At 67.6% G+C, this 16,893-nt stretch carries 15 protein-coding genes and 1 pseudogene; 11 read left to right on the top strand and 5 right to left on the bottom strand.

The genetic code is table 11. The features are described 5' to 3' along the window. Positions 1 to 176 precede the first annotated feature (176 nt). Complete coding sequence (locus DMB86_RS00285; RefSeq protein ID WP_113716048.1) at positions 177 to 1,190, top strand: GTP pyrophosphokinase; 1,014 nt, start codon at positions 177 to 179, stop codon at positions 1,188 to 1,190. Positions 1,191 to 1,274: 84 nt separating this feature from the next. Here the strand turns inward: DMB86_RS00285 and DMB86_RS00280 are convergent. Continuing rightward, positions 1,275 to 1,517, bottom strand: a pseudogene (locus DMB86_RS00280) (VOC family protein); the annotation flags it as partial. A 331-nt stretch (positions 1,518 to 1,848) separates the two neighbouring features. Between DMB86_RS00280 and DMB86_RS00275 the strand changes: the two are divergent. The 3 genes from DMB86_RS00275 to DMB86_RS00265 are packed head-to-tail and all read left to right on the top strand — an operon-like array spanning position 1,849 to position 4,701. Then, positions 1,849 to 3,003 (top strand): ABC transporter substrate-binding protein, encoded by a 1,155-nt coding sequence (locus DMB86_RS00275; RefSeq protein ID WP_113716046.1) that lies wholly within the window; start codon positions 1,849 to 1,851, stop codon positions 3,001 to 3,003. After that, entirely contained in the window at positions 3,000 to 3,812 is an 813-nt protein-coding gene (locus tag DMB86_RS00270) for an ABC transporter ATP-binding protein (protein ID WP_113716045.1), read from the top strand. The genes DMB86_RS00275 and DMB86_RS00270 overlap by 4 nt, the downstream gene beginning before the upstream one ends. Further along, the gene (locus DMB86_RS00265) at positions 3,805 to 4,701 is read left to right on the top strand and encodes an ABC transporter permease (RefSeq protein WP_113716044.1); all 897 of its coding nucleotides are present in this window, start codon (positions 3,805 to 3,807) and stop codon (positions 4,699 to 4,701) included. The genes DMB86_RS00270 and DMB86_RS00265 overlap by 8 nt, the downstream gene beginning before the upstream one ends. Before the next feature lie 139 nt (positions 4,702 to 4,840). Here the strand turns inward: DMB86_RS00265 and DMB86_RS20445 are convergent, their stop codons facing one another. Then, the gene (locus DMB86_RS20445; protein WP_171814318.1) at positions 4,841 to 5,323 is read right to left on the bottom strand and encodes a hypothetical protein; all 483 of its coding nucleotides are present in this window, start codon (positions 5,321 to 5,323) and stop codon (positions 4,841 to 4,843) included. A gap of 32 nt (positions 5,324 to 5,355) precedes the next feature. Between DMB86_RS20445 and DMB86_RS21375 the strand changes: the two genes are divergently transcribed. From DMB86_RS21375 to DMB86_RS00250, 3 genes are all read left to right on the top strand, one after another. Next, the gene (locus tag DMB86_RS21375; protein WP_257792223.1) at positions 5,356 to 5,478 is read left to right on the top strand and encodes a PIN domain-containing protein; all 123 of its coding nucleotides are present in this window, start codon (positions 5,356 to 5,358) and stop codon (positions 5,476 to 5,478) included. Positions 5,479 to 5,663: 185 nt separating this feature from the next. After that, positions 5,664 to 6,980: a uroporphyrinogen-III C-methyltransferase gene (gene cobA, locus DMB86_RS00255; protein ID WP_113716043.1), complete on the top strand. Its 1,317-nt coding sequence runs from the start codon at positions 5,664 to 5,666 to the stop codon at positions 6,978 to 6,980. Positions 6,981 to 7,025: 45 nt separating this feature from the next. Next, positions 7,026 to 8,492, top strand: a complete 1,467-nt coding sequence (locus tag DMB86_RS00250) for an FAD-dependent oxidoreductase (protein ID WP_227878516.1) — start codon at positions 7,026 to 7,028, stop codon at positions 8,490 to 8,492. 20 nt (positions 8,493 to 8,512) lie between these two features. On the opposite strand, the gene DMB86_RS00245 is transcribed toward DMB86_RS00250, so the two are convergent. Beyond that, entirely contained in the window at positions 8,513 to 9,982 is a 1,470-nt protein-coding gene (locus DMB86_RS00245) for a PucR family transcriptional regulator (RefSeq protein WP_113716041.1), read from the bottom strand. A gap of 149 nt (positions 9,983 to 10,131) precedes the next feature. Here DMB86_RS00245 and DMB86_RS00240 point away from each other — a divergent pair, with 149 nt between their 5' ends. The 4 genes from DMB86_RS00240 to DMB86_RS00220 all read left to right on the top strand — a co-directional run bounded on the left by DMB86_RS00240 (position 10,132) and on the right by DMB86_RS00220 (position 16,274). Further along, positions 10,132 to 11,562 (top strand): gamma-aminobutyraldehyde dehydrogenase, encoded by a 1,431-nt coding sequence (locus DMB86_RS00240; RefSeq protein WP_113716040.1) that lies wholly within the window; start codon positions 10,132 to 10,134, stop codon positions 11,560 to 11,562. Between the two features lie 67 nt (positions 11,563 to 11,629). Further along, positions 11,630 to 12,991 (top strand): 4-aminobutyrate--2-oxoglutarate transaminase, encoded by a 1,362-nt coding sequence (gabT, locus tag DMB86_RS00235; RefSeq protein WP_113716039.1) that lies wholly within the window; start codon positions 11,630 to 11,632, stop codon positions 12,989 to 12,991. Positions 12,992 to 13,364: 373 nt separating this feature from the next. Next, entirely contained in the window at positions 13,365 to 14,255 is an 891-nt protein-coding gene (locus tag DMB86_RS00230; protein WP_171814317.1) for a hypothetical protein, read from the top strand. A 1,197-nt stretch (positions 14,256 to 15,452) separates the two neighbouring features. Beyond that, complete coding sequence (locus tag DMB86_RS00220; RefSeq protein WP_113716036.1) at positions 15,453 to 16,274, top strand: universal stress protein; 822 nt, start codon at positions 15,453 to 15,455, stop codon at positions 16,272 to 16,274. A gap of 50 nt (positions 16,275 to 16,324) precedes the next feature. Here the strand turns inward: DMB86_RS00220 and DMB86_RS00215 are convergent, their stop codons facing one another. Next, entirely contained in the window at positions 16,325 to 16,489 is a 165-nt protein-coding gene (locus DMB86_RS00215; protein WP_113716035.1) for a hypothetical protein, read from the bottom strand. A 78-nt stretch (positions 16,490 to 16,567) separates the two neighbouring features. Then, the gene (locus tag DMB86_RS00210; RefSeq protein WP_171814316.1) at positions 16,568 to 16,852 is read right to left on the bottom strand and encodes a hypothetical protein; all 285 of its coding nucleotides are present in this window, start codon (positions 16,850 to 16,852) and stop codon (positions 16,568 to 16,570) included. Between the last annotated feature and the right edge of the window lie 41 nt (positions 16,853 to 16,893).

Here is a 16,893-nt window from a genome sequence, read left to right as displayed (position 1 = left end):
TAGTTCCAAACATTTTCCGCCCCGCCCGTGCCACCAATCCCCGGACCCAGCGGCTCCGAGCGCCCGGTCTCACCGGCTTCGACCGCCGCACCAACTCAATGACCGCGGTCCGCCCACCAGAGCCTGCCAATGGGTAGAGTTGTAGCTAAGATCCGGCAGGAATTAAGGATGTGACCATGCGGCAGTCCGTTGGGGAGTTCAGTCCGGACGTTTTGGACTTTGCCGGGCGTATCTGTGACTATGAGGCCGCCGCGGAGGCCATCCGAAAATGCATCGTCGCCAGACTGCGGGACGACGGCCTGAACCATCACGACGTTCGCTGCCGCGTCAAGACGCCAAAGTCCGTGCAGGAAAAGCTGGACCGCCGCGATGAATTCGCCAGGCCGCGGTACCCCGGCGGTCCCGACAACCTTGACGACCTGATCGGCGTCCGCGTTATCCTCTTTGTGGAAACTGACATCAAGGCCGTGGCCATAGCGCTGACCAGCCAGTTCATCTGCCATGACGACGAGGACAAGACCGCCGTCATCCGTAAGAACGGCGGAATAGGTTACGCGGGCCGGCACCTGACACTGGAAGTGCCCGTGGACAGCCCGCCGGTGGGATGCGAGGCGTACCGAGGGCAGCGCTTCGAGGTGCAGTTGCGCACGGTCCTCCAGCACGCTTGGGCCGAATTCGAGCACGACATCCGCTTCAAGGGCACGCACGTGGACAACGCCGAAATCAGCCGGGCGTTCACCATGGCGTCAACGTTGATAGAGCTGGCGGACCAACAGTTCGTGAACATTTCCGACATCCTCAAAAGGCTGCAGTCGGAAACGGCCGCGAACGGCTCACAGGTCCTCGACGCGGATTCCCTGCAGCTGCTCCTGGACCGTACGTTCCCGGCCTTTCCCCACAGCAGGGCCAGCCAGTACCAGTGGCTGGTCGAAGTGCTCGCGGCCAGCGGCTACTGCACCGTGGCGGCGATCGAACAGTGGTTTGCGGACATCGACCAAGGCGCCGTGGTGGCGTCCATGGGTTACCGCTTCACGCCCGGCCAGGTCCGCGTAGTCGACGACCTCTTGCTCAAGACCCTCGGCGAACCGTATATCGACGCCACCAAAAACGTGGGCAACGACTTCAACCGCGAAGGCAAGCTGCGCTTCCGGCTGCGGCGGCTGCGCGGCGTCCATCCCCAAGACTCTTAAACCCAGGCACGACGCCGGACGCGGACGCCGCCGTTTCGCTCACCCCTGTTGGGCGGCCCAGTCGGCAACGCGCGCGGCACTTTCCGGGACCGGGTGGTTGTCGGGGGAGGGCTCACCGAGCTGCAGCCGTCCCTGGCCGAAGTCCAGCTCGGCGTGCACCACGACGCCGCCGAACTCGGTGACCGCCACGACCTTGGCTCCAAAAACGTCCCGGTAGAAGGCCAGCGCCTCGCCGGCCCGGGGGACGGCCAGGAACGGCGTCAGACTGGAAAATCCGTTGGGCCCGCCGTTACGGGTGAATTCGCCGTCGGCCGCAGTGGGTGGTTCTAGATCCTTGGAGTTTGTCTTGAGACCACGCTAAGCGCAGAGGTCCGGAAGGCTTGTGCGTTCGCAAAATCCTGCCCGCGCCCACGGAAGACGGACAGCCGGGGCAGTATGTGACGCTGCGTGAACCCCCGTGACCCCGGGTGTCCCATCCGTTGAAGGACGCCCGCGCCACTCCATAGCGTTTACGCATGACCACTTTGGCAGAGCCCGGCGGCACCCCGGCCCGGACCCGCATGAGGCGCCCCCAATCACCCGCGTCCCGGATGCCCGCTCCGCGATGTAGCGCGCGTTAAGCGCCCGCCCCGCACCTCACCGACCAAAGGACCCGACCATGCCGAACCACCCCGAACACCCGCCGAAGCTTGCCACCACCCGGATAGTCGCCGGCGAAATGCCCAAGGGAAGGCGCCGCACGGCCGAGATCATCGCCGTCGCCGCACTCGTCGCGCTGATTGGGGCGGGGGCCGCCGTCGCGTCCGTCACCGCCAACAACAGTGCCAAGAACGACGCCGCTCCCCAAGCCAGTGCGGCCGCGACCCTCCGCCTGGGCTACTTCCCCAACGTCACGCACGCACCGGCCATTGCCGGCCTGCAGGAAGGCATCTTTGCCAAGGACCTGGGCGCCACAATGCTGACCACCCAGGCGTTCAGCGCCGGGCCATCGGCCATCGAGGCGCTCAATGCCGGGGCCATCGACGCCGCCTACCTGGGCCCGAACCCCGCCATCAACTCCTACGTCCAAAGCAGCGGCGCGTCCATCAGGATCATTGCGGGCGCCACCAGCGGGGGAGCGGAACTGGTGGTCAAGCCATCCATCACCTCAGCGGCGCAGCTCAAGGGCAAGGTCCTGGCCACCCCGCAGCTGGGCGGCACCCAGGACGTGGCGCTCCGCTCATGGCTGGCCGGCGAGGGCTACAAGACAACGCCTGGCGGCGGCGGGGGCGTCACCATCAACCCCACCGACAACGCCCAAACGCTCAAACTCTTCCAGGCCGGCAAGCTCGACGGCGCCTGGCTTCCCGAGCCCTGGGCCTCCCGCTTGGTGCTCCAGGCCGGCGCCAAGGTGCTGGTGAATGAAGCCGGGCTGTGGGACAAGGGGCAATTTAGCACCACCGTGCTGGTGGTGAACAAGTCGTTCCTGGACGCCCATCCGCAGACTGTCGAGGCGCTCCTGAAGGGCCACGTGGACTCGATCCAGTGGCTCGGCAAACACAGGCCGCAGGCGGCCGCGGTGGTCAACGCAGGGCTGGCAAAGACCGCTGGAAAGCCGCTGGCCCAGAACGTCATTGACAGGTCGCTGACCGAGCTGACGTTCTCCGCCGATCCGTTGGCGGCGACCTTCCCTAAGCTCCTGCAGCACGGCGTCGCAGCCGGGGTGACCAAGCAGGCGGACCTCTCGGGCATCTTTGACCTGGAACCGCTCAACCAAGTGCTGAAGGCGGCCGGGCAGAATCCGGTTTCGGCGGCCGGACTGGGGACAGAATGACGGAGACGCTCACGCAGTCCCCGGGCCGGGAACCGCAGGACGCAACCGGCGCCCGGCGCACGGAGGAAGGGCTCCAGGGCGGGGCTCCCGCCGTCGTACTTGAAAACGTGGGCAAGCGCTTCGGTGCCGGCCCGGCCGTCCTGGCCGACGTCAATGCCACCGTACGGCAGGGCGAGTTCGTGGCGCTGCTGGGCGCTTCGGGCTGTGGGAAGTCGACCCTGCTCAATATCATTTCGGGGCTGGACGTGCCGACGTCCGGGGCGCTGGAGGTGCCGTCGGACGGGGCCGCGTTCATGTTCCAGGACTCGTCGCTCTTTCCCTGGCTGAGCGCCCGGGGAAACGTTGAGCTGGCGCTGAAGCTGCGCGGCGTGGGCCGGGCGGAGCGGAAGCTGCGCGCCCGGGAGCTGCTGGATCTGGTGAACCTGGGGCACTCGGCGGACAAGCGCCCGCACGAACTTTCCGGAGGCATGCGGCAGCGCGTGGCCTTGGCGCGATCGCTCGCCCAGGACCGGGCCGTGCTGCTGATGGACGAGCCCTTTGCCGCCCTGGACGCCATCACCCGCGACCTGCTGCACAACGAGCTGGAACGGGTGTGGAAGGAGACCGGCCGGACCATCATTTTTGTCACCCATAATGTGCGCGAGGCAGTGCGGCTGGGCCAGCGCGTGCTGCTGCTCTCCTCCCGCCCCGGCACAGTGGTGGCCGAATGGCAGGTCTCCGAGGAACACCGCACCGACGCCGCCAAGGCCGGCGAACTTTCCGGGTGCATCACCGCCCGACTGCGCGAGGAGATCCGCCGCCATGCCTGAGACAGTCACCTCGCCCCTGCTTAAGAGCGGCAGCGCCGAGGACATGAGGTCCTTGGAAGCCGGGCTGGACTCTCTGCAGTCCGAGGCGGTGCCCCGCCGCAGGATCGACCTCTCCCGGGTGCTGCTGCCCGTCGCTGCCCTGGTGGTCCTGGTCTTGGCGTGGCAGTTGTACGTCGCGCTCGGTTTCCGGCGCCGCGACCAGGTGCCGGGGCCGCTGGACGTGCTCGGCTCCCTGGGACTGCTCTGGCAGGAAGGCACCGCGCAGGAAGCCATCTGGACGTCGCTGCAGCGCGGCGTCGTCGGCTTCGCCATCAGCATTGTGGTGGCCACGCCCATCGGCCTGCTGCTGTCCCAGGTCCGCGTTCTTCGCCGCGCCTTTGGGCCGCTGGTGTCCGGGCTGCAGGTGCTGCCGTCCGTGGCGTGGGTGCCGGCCGCCATCATCTGGTTCGGGCTCAGCGACGCCACCGTGTACTTCGTCATGTTCATGGGCGCCATCCCATCCATCATCAACGGGCTGATTTCCGGCGTGGACCAGATTCCGCCGCAGTACCGGCGCGTGGGACGGATACTGGGCGCCTCGCGTTGGGAGATGGCCTTGAACGTGGTGCTGCCCGCCGCCCTGCCCGGCTACGTGGGCGGGCTGAAGCAGGGTTGGGCGTTCTCGTGGCGCTCACTCATGGCGGCGGAAATCATCGCGATGGGCGGGACGCTGGGCTTCGGCCTGGGCTCGCTGCTCGAGCAGGGACGGCAACTGGCGGACATGGGGATCGTCATGTCCGCGATCCTGGTCATCCTGTTCGTGGGCATCGCCGTGGAGCTGCTGGTATTTGCGCCCGTGGAAAAGCGGCTCCTGCGCGGCCGCGGCCTGTTGGCCGGCAGCACCCGGTAGTCCCGGTCACTCCCGACGGTGGTAGGGCTGTGAGCTCTGCGCGCGCGAGACCCCGGCTGGGGCCCTCGCGCCGCGGCTGCCCGAACAGAGGGGACGCCCGTAGGACGCGCGTCCCGTGAGCGCCCCCGGGCATCGACCGCTATGTGTGAGCCATAATAACGCCATGGCAACGGAAATACGGCAGTCCGAGTTGCGTCATGACAACGCAGTGATCATGTGACGGGTAGCCGCCGGCGGGTCCTTCATCGTGACGGTCAACGGGCGGCCAGTCGCTGATGTCGTGCCGCATCAGCGTGACACCGGCAGACGCCGGTTTGTGCCCACGGGCGACGCGGTCGGGGCCTTGACTGCCAAGCCAATTTCCAAGCAGGCCGCCGAGCAATGGTGGCACGACCTTCGAGAAGGCGCAGACAATCCAGAAGACCCATGGGAGCGGCAGGCCGGCCGACGATGAGCAGCGGGCGCGGAGTTGCAGTATGGTGCCACTGCCGCGAACGACCCCTTGGAACAGTCTCGCCGTCGTCAACGTATCCAAGACATTCTTGACCAGTTTGACGTGCTGCCATTCGACCTGGCTACCGCCGAGTACTGCGGCGTCATGGCCACGCTCATTCGGCAGCACGGCAGCACGGCCACAACCGACGAGCGCGCCGCATGGACCTGCAGATCGCTGCGACCGCCGTACGGCATGGACTGCTCTTGTTGACGCGCAATATCGACGACTTCGCCGGACTGGAACACGCTGTGACCGTCATTGGCCTGCCTGACCATAATTGACCGGCTGTCGGGACGATCGGATCAGTGCTGTCGGACGGCGGCGCTGACGGCTCATGGCCGGCCTGCGGACGTGCGCGTCGAGGATTCACGCAGCCAGATCACCAAGTATGTCCCCGCGTGACGCCACGTGAACGGGTGTAACGAACGCCTTGAACCTCAATATTTGCAGTCCATAAGGTCGATCCATGGCAATTGCAGATCTTTTTCCGACCTCGCTGCGGCTCCTTGGCCGCCCCGCGCTGGTGGTGGGTGGCGGCCCCGTTGCTGCGCGCCGCGCCAAGGCCCTGCTCGACGCCGGGGCCCGCGTCACGCTGGTGGCCCCCGTCCTCAGCAGCGCGGCCCGGGAACTCACCGACCTCCTGGTCTGGGAGCCTCGCCACTATCGCGGAACCGACATGGAGGACACCTGGTTTGCCGTGGCCGCCAGCGAAGACCCTGGCATCGATTCCCGTGTCGCGGCCGACGCCGAGGCGCAGCGCGTCTGGTGCGTCAACCACTCCCACGCGGAAGATTCCGCAGCCTGGACCCCCGCCGTCGCAACGGTCGAGGACGTCAAGGTGGCCGTCAACGCCGGGGGAGACCCGCTGCGCGCCGTCGCCATCCGCAACGCCATCAAGGCGTCGCTGGAAACCGGCGAACTGCCGTTGGGGAGATACCGCCGGGATACCGACATGGGCCCACGGGCGCGAGGGCCCCGCGTCGAGCGTGGGAGTGCGCGGGAGCGCCCGGGGATCGACCAGCGGGGACGGGTCGCCCTCGTCGGCGGCGGTCCCGGCGCCGAGGACCTCATCACTGTCCGCGGCCGGCGGCTGCTGGCCGAGGCCGACGTCGTCGTCGCGGACAGGCTGGGCCCGCGCGGCCTGCTAGAGGGCCTGGGCGAAGACGTGAAGGTCATCGAGGTCGGCAAGACTCCCGGCCACCACCCGGTCCCGCAAACTGAAATCAACGCCATCCTCGTCCGGGAAGCACAAAATGGCAACCGTGTGGTCCGGCTCAAGGGAGGCGACCCGTATGTGCTGGGCCGCGGCGGCGAGGAAGCCATCGCCTGCCGCGAGAACGGCGTGGACGTGGAAGTGGTCCCGGGCGTCACCAGCGCGGTCAGCGTCCCGGCCGCCGCCGGCATCCCGGTCACACACCGAGGCCTGGCCAAGGCGTTCACCATGGTCAGCGGCCACGAGGATCTCGACAACGTCCCCGCAGGCAGCGACCACACGGTCGTCCTGCTGATGGGCGTCGGCACGCTCAACCGCTCCGTCCCCACCCTGCAGGCGGCGGGACGCGGACCGGACTGCCCCGTGGCCATCATCGAGAACGGCTTCGCCAAGAACCAGCGCGTCACCATTGGCACACTGGGCACCATCACGGCCCAGGCCCAGGCGGGCCGGGTGCGCAACCCGGCGGTCGTCGTCGTTGGCGACGTGGTGCGTGTCAGCCCACTGGCCCCGGCCGCGCTGGCCACGGCCCGCTACGGCACGCGCGAAACCTTCATCCCACTCTCCTAGACTTGTCCCAGGCCCCTTTCCTGATTGACAGAAACGAGCACAGCCTTGCCTTCAACCACCTCCTTGACAACAGCCGGCGCTGCCCGCGGCACCGCCGGGCGCCCCCTGCGCATTGCCGTCATCGGCTCCGGCCCGGCCGGCGTCTATGCCGCGGACATGCTGACCAAGAGCCAGGAAGTGCAGGACGGCCTGGTCTTGGCGATCGACCTCTTTGACCGCTACCCGGCGCCATACGGCCTGATCCGCTACGGCGTCGCGCCCGACCATCCGCGCATCAAGGGCATTGTCAACGCCCTGCACAAGGTGTTGGACCGCGGCGACATCCGCTTCTTCGGCAACGTCGACTACGGCACGGACCTCTCGCTTGAGGACCTGCAAAACCACTACGACGCCGTGATCTTCGCCACGGGCGCCATCAAGGATGCGGACCTGAACATTCCCGGCGTCGAACTCGACGGGTCCTTCGGCGGGGCCGACTTCGTCTCCTGGTACGACGGCCACCCGGACGTCGCGCGCGAGTGGCCGCTGACGGCGAAGGACGTCGCGGTGATCGGCAACGGCAACGTGGCCCTGGACGTGGCGCGCGTGCTGTCCAAGCACGCCGACGACCTGCTCGTCACCGAAATCCCGGACAACGTCTACGCCGGGCTGAAGGCATCGCCGGTAACCGATGTGCACATCTTCGGCCGACGTGGCCCGGCACAGGTGAAGTTCACGCCCATGGAGCTGCGCGAGCTTTCCCACTCCCGCGACGTGGACATTGTCCTGTACGAGGAGGACTTCGACTTTGACGAAGCCTCCGACGCCGCCATCAAGGGCAACAACCAGGTCAAGACCATGGTGAACACGCTGACCAACTGGCTGGTGGAGCAGGACGACGACGCCGCCGACCCCGCCGCGGGCGCCTCCCGCCGCCTGCACCTGCACTTCCTGCACAACCCGGTGGAAATCACCGGCGAGGACGGCAAGGTTTCCGGCATCACGTTTGAACGCACCGAGCTGGACGGCACCGGCAACGTCCGCGGCACCGGAGAATTCATCGACTACCCCGTCCAGGCCGTCTACCGCTCGGTGGGCTACTTTGGCTCAGCCCTCCCGGACGTGGAGTTTGACCACCGCCGCGGCGTTGTGGTGAACGACGGCGGACGCGTGCTGGGTGCCGACGGCACCCAGGTGCCGGGCCTGTATGCCACGGGCTGGATCAAGCGCGGGCCCGTGGGCCTGATTGGCAGCACCAAGGGCGACGCCCTGGAGACCATCACCCACCTGCTGGCCGACCGCGAAGGGCTGCCGGCCGCCGTCGAGGTTGCCTCCGATGCCGTCACCGAACTGCTCGAAAGCCGCGGCGTGGAATACACCACCTGGGAAGGCTGGCACGAGCTGGACGCTTTTGAAAAGGACCTGGGGGCCCAGGCTTCGGCTACCGGGCCCGTCCAGCGCGAGCGGGTCAAGGTGGTGCCGCGTCAGGACATGGTCAGCGTCTCCCGCCGCGCCGCCGCCGTGCTGGGGTAGCGCCCCGTCCGCACCCGGGGTCAGGCCGGCGGGGACAGCCGTCGCACGGCCAGTGCCAGCCACAGCTGCACCCGGTCCGGGGTCAGTGCCGGATCGTAGCCGGTCAGTTCGGAAATCTGCGTCAGCCGGTACCGGACAGTGTTCCGGTGCAGCGTGAGCGCATCGGCCACCGCGGCCACCGAGCCGTTGAGCCGAAGATAGGTCTCCAGCGTGTCCACCAGTTCGGCGCCGTGCGCCGTGTCGAAGGCGGTCAGCGGGCCCAGCGCCTCGGCTGCCATCGCGGCCATGGGAACGTCCCCGCTGGCCAGCAGCAGGGAGGTCAGGCTCAGCCGCTCGGGAACGTTCACATCCAGCCCCCGCGTGGCCGCCTCCCGCGCCTCGAAATAGCTCCAGCGAAGCCCGTTCGCCTTTGAATACGTGCCGCCGATCCCCACCGCCTCGGTGATGCCGACGTCGATCATTTGTCGGCTCAGCGCCCGGCCCAGAACGGCGGGCTCGCCCAGCTGGGAAGGGACAACCACCAGCAGTTCGTTGTGTTCGTCGGCCTTGATGACGGCGGCGACGGCAGAATCCAGCTCCGGCGGCAGCACCGTGGTCGGCAGCGTGGGGAACCGGTCCTCGCCGTCGCGGACCAGCAGCACAAAGTACTTCGACGCCGGGTTCAGCCCCAGCGTTTCAATCCTGGCGTCGGCGTCGGCGGCCTCCACCGTGCCGCGGACGATGTCCGTCAGGATTTGGCCTGCGATCTGGCGTGCCGTGTGTCGGCGCTGCGCCAGGTTGTTCAGTTCAATGCTGATCAGCCCGCGCGCATAATCCACAATGCCGTCGTCGTGGAAGGGCCTGCGCAGCCACAGCGTGCTGGCGTCCCGCTTGCCCGTGGACAGCGCCACGGCCTGCCAGCCGTCGTCGTCCGGGCCGACGGCGTCCCCGGAGTGGCGGGGCCCGGCGGAGGTGAAAAACATTTCGCTGCCGTACTGGGTGATGGAGAGATCCGAGCCCACCATGGCCGCCAGCTTGCGCAGCAGCGACGGCAGGCCCCCGCCGGTCAGCAGCGCCCGGGCCAGCACCTGGTGCTCGCGCAGCAGCCGTTCCAGCTTCGTGTAATGGTCCGCGGACCGGGCCTCCGCGACCAGCTTGCCGATGGCGATGAACGGCGTGATGTACGGGACCTCCACCACCGGCACGCCCCAGCGGTTGGCCTCGGCAATGAGGGCCTGGGGGACGGCGTCGTGCTCGAAGCCAATCCCAAAGCCAACGCCGACGGCGCCCGCCCGCCGGATCTGGCGCACAAAGGAACGCTGGGCGTCCGCAGTGCCCTGCCGGGCGCCCGTGGTCAGCACCAGTTCGCCACCGCTCAGGAACGCCTGCGGGTTTTCCAGCTCGGTGACCGCCACCCAATCAATGGGGGCCGTCAGCGGGGTGCGCGAGGAGCCCATGTTTTTCAGGTGCAGGGCAGGAACGGCCATGAGGTCCGCCAAGGATAATGCCATGCCTCAATTATACAAACGCACTATCGATCACGGCTCTGGTGGTGCAAACGGCCATTCGCCCGCGGGGCATCCGGGGCTTAGGCTCGTCATAAAGCGGCAAATCCAAAAACAGGGCCGCGTCACACATCGAGCTAAAGAGGTTGAACACCGTGGTCCAAACCTTGCAGAACTTCATCAACGGCGAATTCGTCCCCGTCACCGGCACCGAGTCCTTGGACATCGTCAACCCCGTCAACGGCGAGATCGTGGCGAAGGCGCCGATTTCCAGCCAGGCCGATGTGGACGCGGCCATGGACGCCGCCGCCGCCGCATTCACGACGTGGAAACGGTCCACCCCCGGCCAGCGCCAGGCCGTCCTGCTCAAGCTGGCCGACGCCATTGAAGCACGGGGCACCGAAATTGTGGAAGCCCAGCACCGCAACACCGGCCAGGTCAAGCAAATGATCGCCGACGAGGAAGTGGGCGCGGGCGCCGACCAGTTCCGCTTCTTCGCGGGTGCGGCCCGTCTGCTCGAGGGCCGCTCAGCCGGCGAATACATGGAAAACTTCACCTCCTACGTCCGCCGCGAACCGGTAGGCGTGGTGGCACAGGTGACGCCGTGGAACTACCCGTTCCTGATGCTGGTGTGGAAGATCGGCCCGGCCCTCGCCGCCGGCAACACCATTGTGCTCAAGCCCAGCGACACGACGCCGGAAAGCACGCTGGTGTTTGCCGACATCGCCAAGGACATCCTGCCCGCCGGCGTGCTGAACATCGTGCTGGGCAACGGTGCCACCGGCGCTGCCATGGTGGACCACAAGACCCCCGCCATGGTGTCCATCACGGGCTCGGTCCGGGCGGGCATCGCCGTGGCCTCCGGCGCCGCCAGGGGACTCAAGCGCGCCCACCTTGAACTGGGCGGTAAGGCCCCCGCCATTGTCTTCGCCGACGCCAACCTGGGCAGGACCGCCCAGGAAATCGCGGAGTACTCCTTCTTCAACGCAGGCCAGGACTGCACGGCCATCACGCGCGTGCTGGTGGAGGAATCCGCGCACGACGAATTCGTGTCGCTGCTGGCCACCGCCTCCAAGGGCCTGGAGACCGGCAACGAGGACGACTCCAAGAACTACTTTGGCCCGCTGAACAACATCAACCACTTCAACGAGGTGGTCAAGGTCGTGGAGAACATCCCCGAGTACGCCAGGGTGGTCACCGGCGGCAAGCGTGTGGGCGAGAAGGGCTTCTTCTTTGAGCCGACCGTGGTGGACGGCGTCAAGCAGGGGGATGACATCGTGCAGAAGGAAACGTTCGGGCCCGTCATCACCGTCCAGACGTTCAAGACGGAGGAAGAGGCCGTCGAGATGGCCAACGACGTCGAGTACGCCCTGGCCTCCAGCGTGTGGACGTCCAACCACGGCGTGGCCATGCGCGTCTCCCGCGACCTGGACTTTGGCGCCGTCTGGATCAACACGCACATCATGCTCACCGCCGAAATGCCGCACGGCGGGTTCAAGCAGTCAGGTTACGGCAAGGACCTCTCGATCTACGGCGTCGAGGACTACACCCGCATCAAGCACGTCATGAGCAATCTCGACGCGTAAGCACCCTGACGGCCGCGTCCGGTGCGCCGTCCCACCCCTTTGCAGGCCCATTTTGAAAGGTAACTCCATGTCTGAAATCACCTACCGGCTAGAGCAGAAGCGGCACCTCGGCGGCCCGTTCCCCGGTCCGAAGTCCGCGGCCCTGGACGCGCGCCGCAAGGCCGTGGTGGCCGGCGGCGTCGCCTCCAGCGTCCCTGTCTATGTGGCCGATGCCGACGGCGGCGTCATCACGGACGTCGACGGCAACTCGTTCATCGACCTGGGCTCGGGCATCGCCGTGACCACAGTGGGCGCCTCGGACCAGAACGTGGTCGACGCCGTCCGCGAGCAGGTGGGCCACTTCACGCACACCTGTTTCATGGTCACCCCGTACGAAAGCTACGTGGCCGTGGCCGAGGAGCTCAACGCCCTGACCCCCGGCACCCACGAGAAGCGCACCGTGCTGTTCAACTCGGGCGCCGAAGCCGTGGAGAACGCCGTGAAGGTGGCCCGGCTGGCCACGGGCCGCGACGCGATTGTGGCCTTCGACCACGCCTACCACGGCCGCACCAACCTGACCATGGCGCTGACCGCCAAGGCCATGCCGTACAAGACCAACTTCGGCCCCTTCGCGCCCGAGATCTACCGCGTGCCCATGAGCTACCCGTACCGCGAAGAAGCTGACATCAAGGGCGAGGAGGCGGCACGCCGCGCCATCACCATGATCGAAAAGCAGATCGGCGCCTCATCCGTGGCCGCGATCCTCATCGAGCCGATCCAGGGCGAGGGCGGCTTCATCGTCCCCGCCGACGGCTTCCTGCCCGCCCTGGCCGCCTGGGCCAAGGACAACGGCGTCGTGTTCATCGCCGACGAGGTCCAGTCCGGCTTCTGCCGCACCGGCCAATGGTTCGCCTCCCAGCACGAGGGCGTCGTCCCCGACATCATCACCATGGCCAAGGGCATCGGCGGCGGGCTCCCGCTTTCGGCCATCACGGGCCGCGCCGACCTCATGGACGCCGTGCACCCCGGCGGCCTCGGCGGCACCTACGGCGGCAACCCGGTGGCCTGCGCCGCGTCGCTGGCGGCGATCAGGACCATGAAGGAGCACGACCTCAACGGCCGCGCCCAGAACATCGAAAAGATCGTCACCGCCCGCTTGACCGCGCTCATGGAGGAACTCGGCGAGGCCGGCATCATCGGCGAGATCCGCGGCCGCGGCGCCATGATGGCCATCGAACTGGTCAAGCCGGGCACCGCCCGCACCACCAAGGAAGTGAACCCGGAGGCCGCCAAGGCGATCGCCGCCGCGTGCCTGCAGGCCGGGGTCATCATCCTGACCTGCGGCACCTACGGCAACGTCATCCGCCTGCTCCCACCGCTGGTCATCAGCGACGGGCTCCTGAACGACGGCCTCGACGTGTTGGTCACGGCGGTGCGCCAGGCAGCCTGACCCCGTCGAGATTCGAGATAACGACACCCCACCCCGTTGACATTGGAGATAACGACGCCTCCGCGGGGGGTGAGGTAGTTATCTCGAACCTCCGCGGGGACTGACGACGGCGGCCCCCGGGTTGGCCATTTGGCCCGCCGGGGTGCCGTTCCCGTCTGCCGCTGGATAAACTTGGGGGGAGCAGCGGCTTGGCGGGGGTCACAACATGGGAGCCGACATGGACGGTGACTTTGACGAACGATATCCGGCAATCTTTCAGCCCGGAGGCGAGGGGTTGCCGCGGGCTTTCGCGCGGCCCGCAGCATCCGGGCCACCGGACACTGGGCCGGCAGAATTTGGGACCGGGGAACTGCCGCAGCCACAACTGCCGTCCGTGGACCAGCCGGTCGGCGTTCTTCCGTCAGGGGACCAGCCGGCACAAGCCGGCGCCGGGGACGAGCCCCCGGACCCGGCCGAGACGGGGCATGCCGTCCCGGGGCCTGTGCCGTGGACTGCGCGGACGTGGGTTCTTGGCCTCGGGACCGGCATGGCGACGATCGTGCTCGGGGTGCTTTGCCTGTTGCCCAAAAAAACGCCCGCCCTCGACCCCGCCACCGCCAGCTACGTGCTCGTGACGCTGTTCTTTCCCCTGACCGACAAGGTCGTGGCGCTGGGTCCCGTCATCATCATTGCGGGGATGGGCCTGCTGGTGGTCATGTTCCTCACAGGGGCGCCCCGCCACCCGCGGGCCTCTCCCTGGCTGCGAGGCGGTGCCGCCCTGGTGGCGGTGACAGCCCTGGCCGCTGCCGGACTTTCGCTCTTCGCGGTCACGCTGCATCCTGACGTCCTGCTGTCCATGTTTGGCTCTCCAGAAGGCTCAACCTTCAGTTATCCCTGGTTTCAGCTGACTACCATTGCCACCATGCCCATGGCCCTGTTTGGGTTGTATGCGGGGGCTGCCGTGGCAATCGTCAGGCCCGATGCTGACGGGAGGAATTCGCTGTCCACGGCGCGCGCCGTTGCCACGGGCGTCGTCTTGCTGGTGGGCGCTGCGGTGGCTTTTTATGCGCCGCAGATATTCACCGGCTCGCTGGGATCCAGCACCTTCGGGAGCGGCGAAGACGGTGTCACCTTGACTCCCTGGCCGGTGACGCTGATCCAGGTGGGACCGCACCTGCTTTTGGTGGGCCTGGCGGCCTTGCTGCTGGCCGTCTACCTCCGGCTGACCACGGATCGAGTGGAAACGGGCGCTGATCCGGACGTGGCTGCCGACGCCGTCGGATGATCACCGCGTGGCGTCGACAGCCACGCCGCTAGGGGGAATTCATTTCAGCGCCAATGGGGGGGGTCGCATGGACCAGAACGGCATCGATCCGAGGTTTCCGGCGATTTTCCAGCCCGGGGCGAGGAACTGACCCAGGACCCGGCACCCGGGCAGGTGCCGGTCCGCCTCCCGCAGCGCCGCGGTCCATGCCGCAGGCCCCGGATCCGCGGCCGGAGGTCCAGCTGGCGTGTGGTGAAACGGCAGGCGGGGATTGGTCGGGTGGTCGGAAGCCCGCCGTCGAACTCCCTGTTCCGGCGGCGGCCCAACGACGTTCTATGCCGGCACCGCCACAGTGTGGCTTGCAAGGCGCTACTGGATTCCTTCATCGTTGGCGATCCTGGTGGCGACGCGATGCTGAACGACGATCGGGACGTTCTCGTCACCGCGGTGCGCCGGGCGGCCCAACCCTGTCGAGATTCGAGATATGCACGCCTCCGCGGGGGAATGGGGGCAGTCACCCCGAACGGGGGACGACGGCGGCACCCGGGTTGGCCTCCTGGGTGCGCCCCAGGTGCCGTTCCCGCCTGCACGAGCGATACCCGGCAATTTTCCAGCCAGGGGGCGAGGAACCGGAAAGGACCGGCGTGCCGCCGAAACCAGCGGCGCCGCCTTTGACCGGAAGCGAAGACATGGTCCCTCCCCAGTCGATGGAAGCGTCGGGCAAACTGGCCGACCCGCTCCTGTGAAGCCGCGAGCATTCGCTGCTGCCGTTGCTGCACAGCGCCCTTCAGCGCTGAACCTCGTCAGCCAAGGGGAGGAGCGGGGCGAGCAGGCAAGCCGCCGCGTGCTGGAAAGCCCTCTCGCGGTGCGCGACGCGGAGCTGGCCAACGACTCAGCCGCCAGTCACGACGCGTACAGCTGGCAGGCAGCAGGCGGCGACGCCGTCGACGTCGAATCCCCGCACGCCGAAGCACCGCCAGCACCGCTTATGGCGGGGACTGCCGCCCCTTGGCCGACCTGGCGCTGGCTTCTCCCTGTCAGTGTTGCGCTCCTGCTCGTCTGGCGGTCACGATCCGTCCCGTGGGCGGCCAGGCAGGGGCTGGGGACTAAATTGCCATCCCGCTTTCGGGCGGCGGTGGTCAGCTGTACAGTCAGTGCTGTGAACGCCGTGGCCTCCGCGGAGTGTGCGCGCAGGCGGCCCATCGAAAGGTTGATTGCATGAAATATGTGGTTGGATACCGTCCGGACGACCGTGGCGCCGACGCCATTGCCCTGGCCGGAGTCATCGCAAAGACGCAGGGCGCGCAACTCCACCTCGTGAACGTGGTGCACGGCGGCAGGGAGGCCGGTCCTTCCGAGGAAAAGGCGGCGCTGGGCCTGGTGCCCGACGGCGTCTCCGCCACTTACTCAACACGCACTGCCGAGTCGTTTGTCCACGGGCTGATCGACGCGGCCAAGGAGGACAATGCGGCCCTTATCGTCGTCGGGGCCGCCAGCAACGGGCTGTTCAAGCGGTTCACGGTCGGCTCCGTGGCCAACGGGTTGCTGCACGCATCCCCCGTCCCCGTGGCACTGGCGCCGCGTGGCTACAACCGCCGGGAGGCGCTGACCCGGCTGACCGTCATGACCGGTGTCCGGGAGGGCTGGCAGGCCGTGCTCGACGTCGGAACCACCGCAGCCGGGCGGCGCAACGTTCCGCTGCGCCTGGTTTCCCTGGTCGAAATCGACCAGCTGGAACAGGGAAATTTTAATCTTGACCACGCGCTCAGCCCTGCCCGGCAGCACGTGAACACCGTGCTGGCGGAGGCCGCCTCAAAGCTCCCCGAAGACAAGGTCACCGTGACCCTGGCGCACGGGCGCAACATTGAAGAAGCCGTGGACGGAATCGGCTGGAAGTCGGGGGAACTGGTGGTGGTCGGATCCAGCCGCCTGGCCGAAAACCACAAGATCTTCCTCGGGTCCACGGCGAACAAGATCCTGCGCGCCCTGCCGGTGCCCATGGTGGTGGTGCCGCGCGACCACGTGCGGCAGGGCATCTAAGTGTGCCGTTGGTTGAGCTTGTCGAAATCTGGACAAGCTCGGCCAGCGGGTCAGGAAACCGCGTCGCGGAGGTGCTGGTAAGGGACGTCGGCCAGCATGGCCATTTGGAGCACGGCGATCACCTCGCTGGACTCGTGGCCGTGCAGGGCCGCGCCCAGGATCCTGTCCGTGCCGCGCTCCACCACGGCCTTCCAGATTCCGTCCAGCTGGCCCACGGTCCGGGCGCGGGATGGCGGAGACCGGCGTCGTCGCGATCCTGATGCTGTACCCGGCGTGCAGGGCCTCGGTTTCGCTCAGCCAGGGGTTCCGCCGAGCACAGCCCGGGAAGGTTGCGGACAAACGGGACCATCCCGGTGTTGACCACCACACTGGTGCCGGACAGCGTGCAGCAGGTCGATGTCGACGGTGGGCGTGCCGGAGAGGTCGATGCCGAATGGGGCCGCTCGGCGGGCCAGTGCGAGCAGCCGGGCACTGTTGACCAGTGTCTTCGTGGGAAGGCATGCGACATTGATGCAGGTGCCGCCGATCATGCCGCGCTCAACCATGGCCACGCGCTGCCCGGCGGCGGCCAAGTCCATGGCGAGCGACTTGCCCGCCTTGCCTCCGCCAACCACCAGCA

The organism is Arthrobacter dokdonellae, assembly GCF_003268655.1.
Classification (GTDB): domain Bacteria; phylum Actinomycetota; class Actinomycetes; order Actinomycetales; family Micrococcaceae; genus Specibacter; species Specibacter dokdonellae.
The sequence above is the reverse complement of the archived record's forward strand: the minus strand, read 5'-3'. Positions and strand labels throughout refer to the sequence as shown.

What these genes read in the sequence shown, in the direction of transcription:
- DMB86_RS00285 (WP_113716048.1), top strand. Translation starts at nt 177, where the DNA reads ATGCGGCAGTCCGTTGGGGAGTTCAGTCCGGACGTTTTGGACTTTGCC.
- DMB86_RS00275 (WP_113716046.1), top strand. Translation starts at nt 1,849, where the DNA reads ATGCCGAACCACCCCGAACACCCGCCGAAGCTTGCCACCACCCGGATA.
- DMB86_RS00270 (WP_113716045.1), top strand. Translation starts at nt 3,000, where the DNA reads ATGACGGAGACGCTCACGCAGTCCCCGGGCCGGGAACCGCAGGACGCA.
- DMB86_RS00265 (WP_113716044.1), top strand. Translation starts at nt 3,805, where the DNA reads ATGCCTGAGACAGTCACCTCGCCCCTGCTTAAGAGCGGCAGCGCCGAG.
- DMB86_RS21375 (WP_257792223.1), top strand. Translation starts at nt 5,356, where the DNA reads ATGGACCTGCAGATCGCTGCGACCGCCGTACGGCATGGACTGCTCTTG.
- cobA (WP_113716043.1), top strand. Translation starts at nt 5,664, where the DNA reads ATGGCAATTGCAGATCTTTTTCCGACCTCGCTGCGGCTCCTTGGCCGC.
- DMB86_RS00245 (WP_113716041.1), bottom strand. Translation starts at nt 9,982, where the DNA reads ATGGCATTATCCTTGGCGGACCTCATGGCCGTTCCTGCCCTGCACCTG.
- gabT (WP_113716039.1), top strand. Translation starts at nt 11,630, where the DNA reads ATGTCTGAAATCACCTACCGGCTAGAGCAGAAGCGGCACCTCGGCGGC.
- DMB86_RS00220 (WP_113716036.1), top strand. Translation starts at nt 15,453, where the DNA reads ATGAAATATGTGGTTGGATACCGTCCGGACGACCGTGGCGCCGACGCC.
- DMB86_RS00210 (WP_171814316.1), bottom strand. Translation starts at nt 16,852, where the DNA reads ATGGACTTGGCCGCCGCCGGGCAGCGCGTGGCCATGGTTGAGCGCGGC.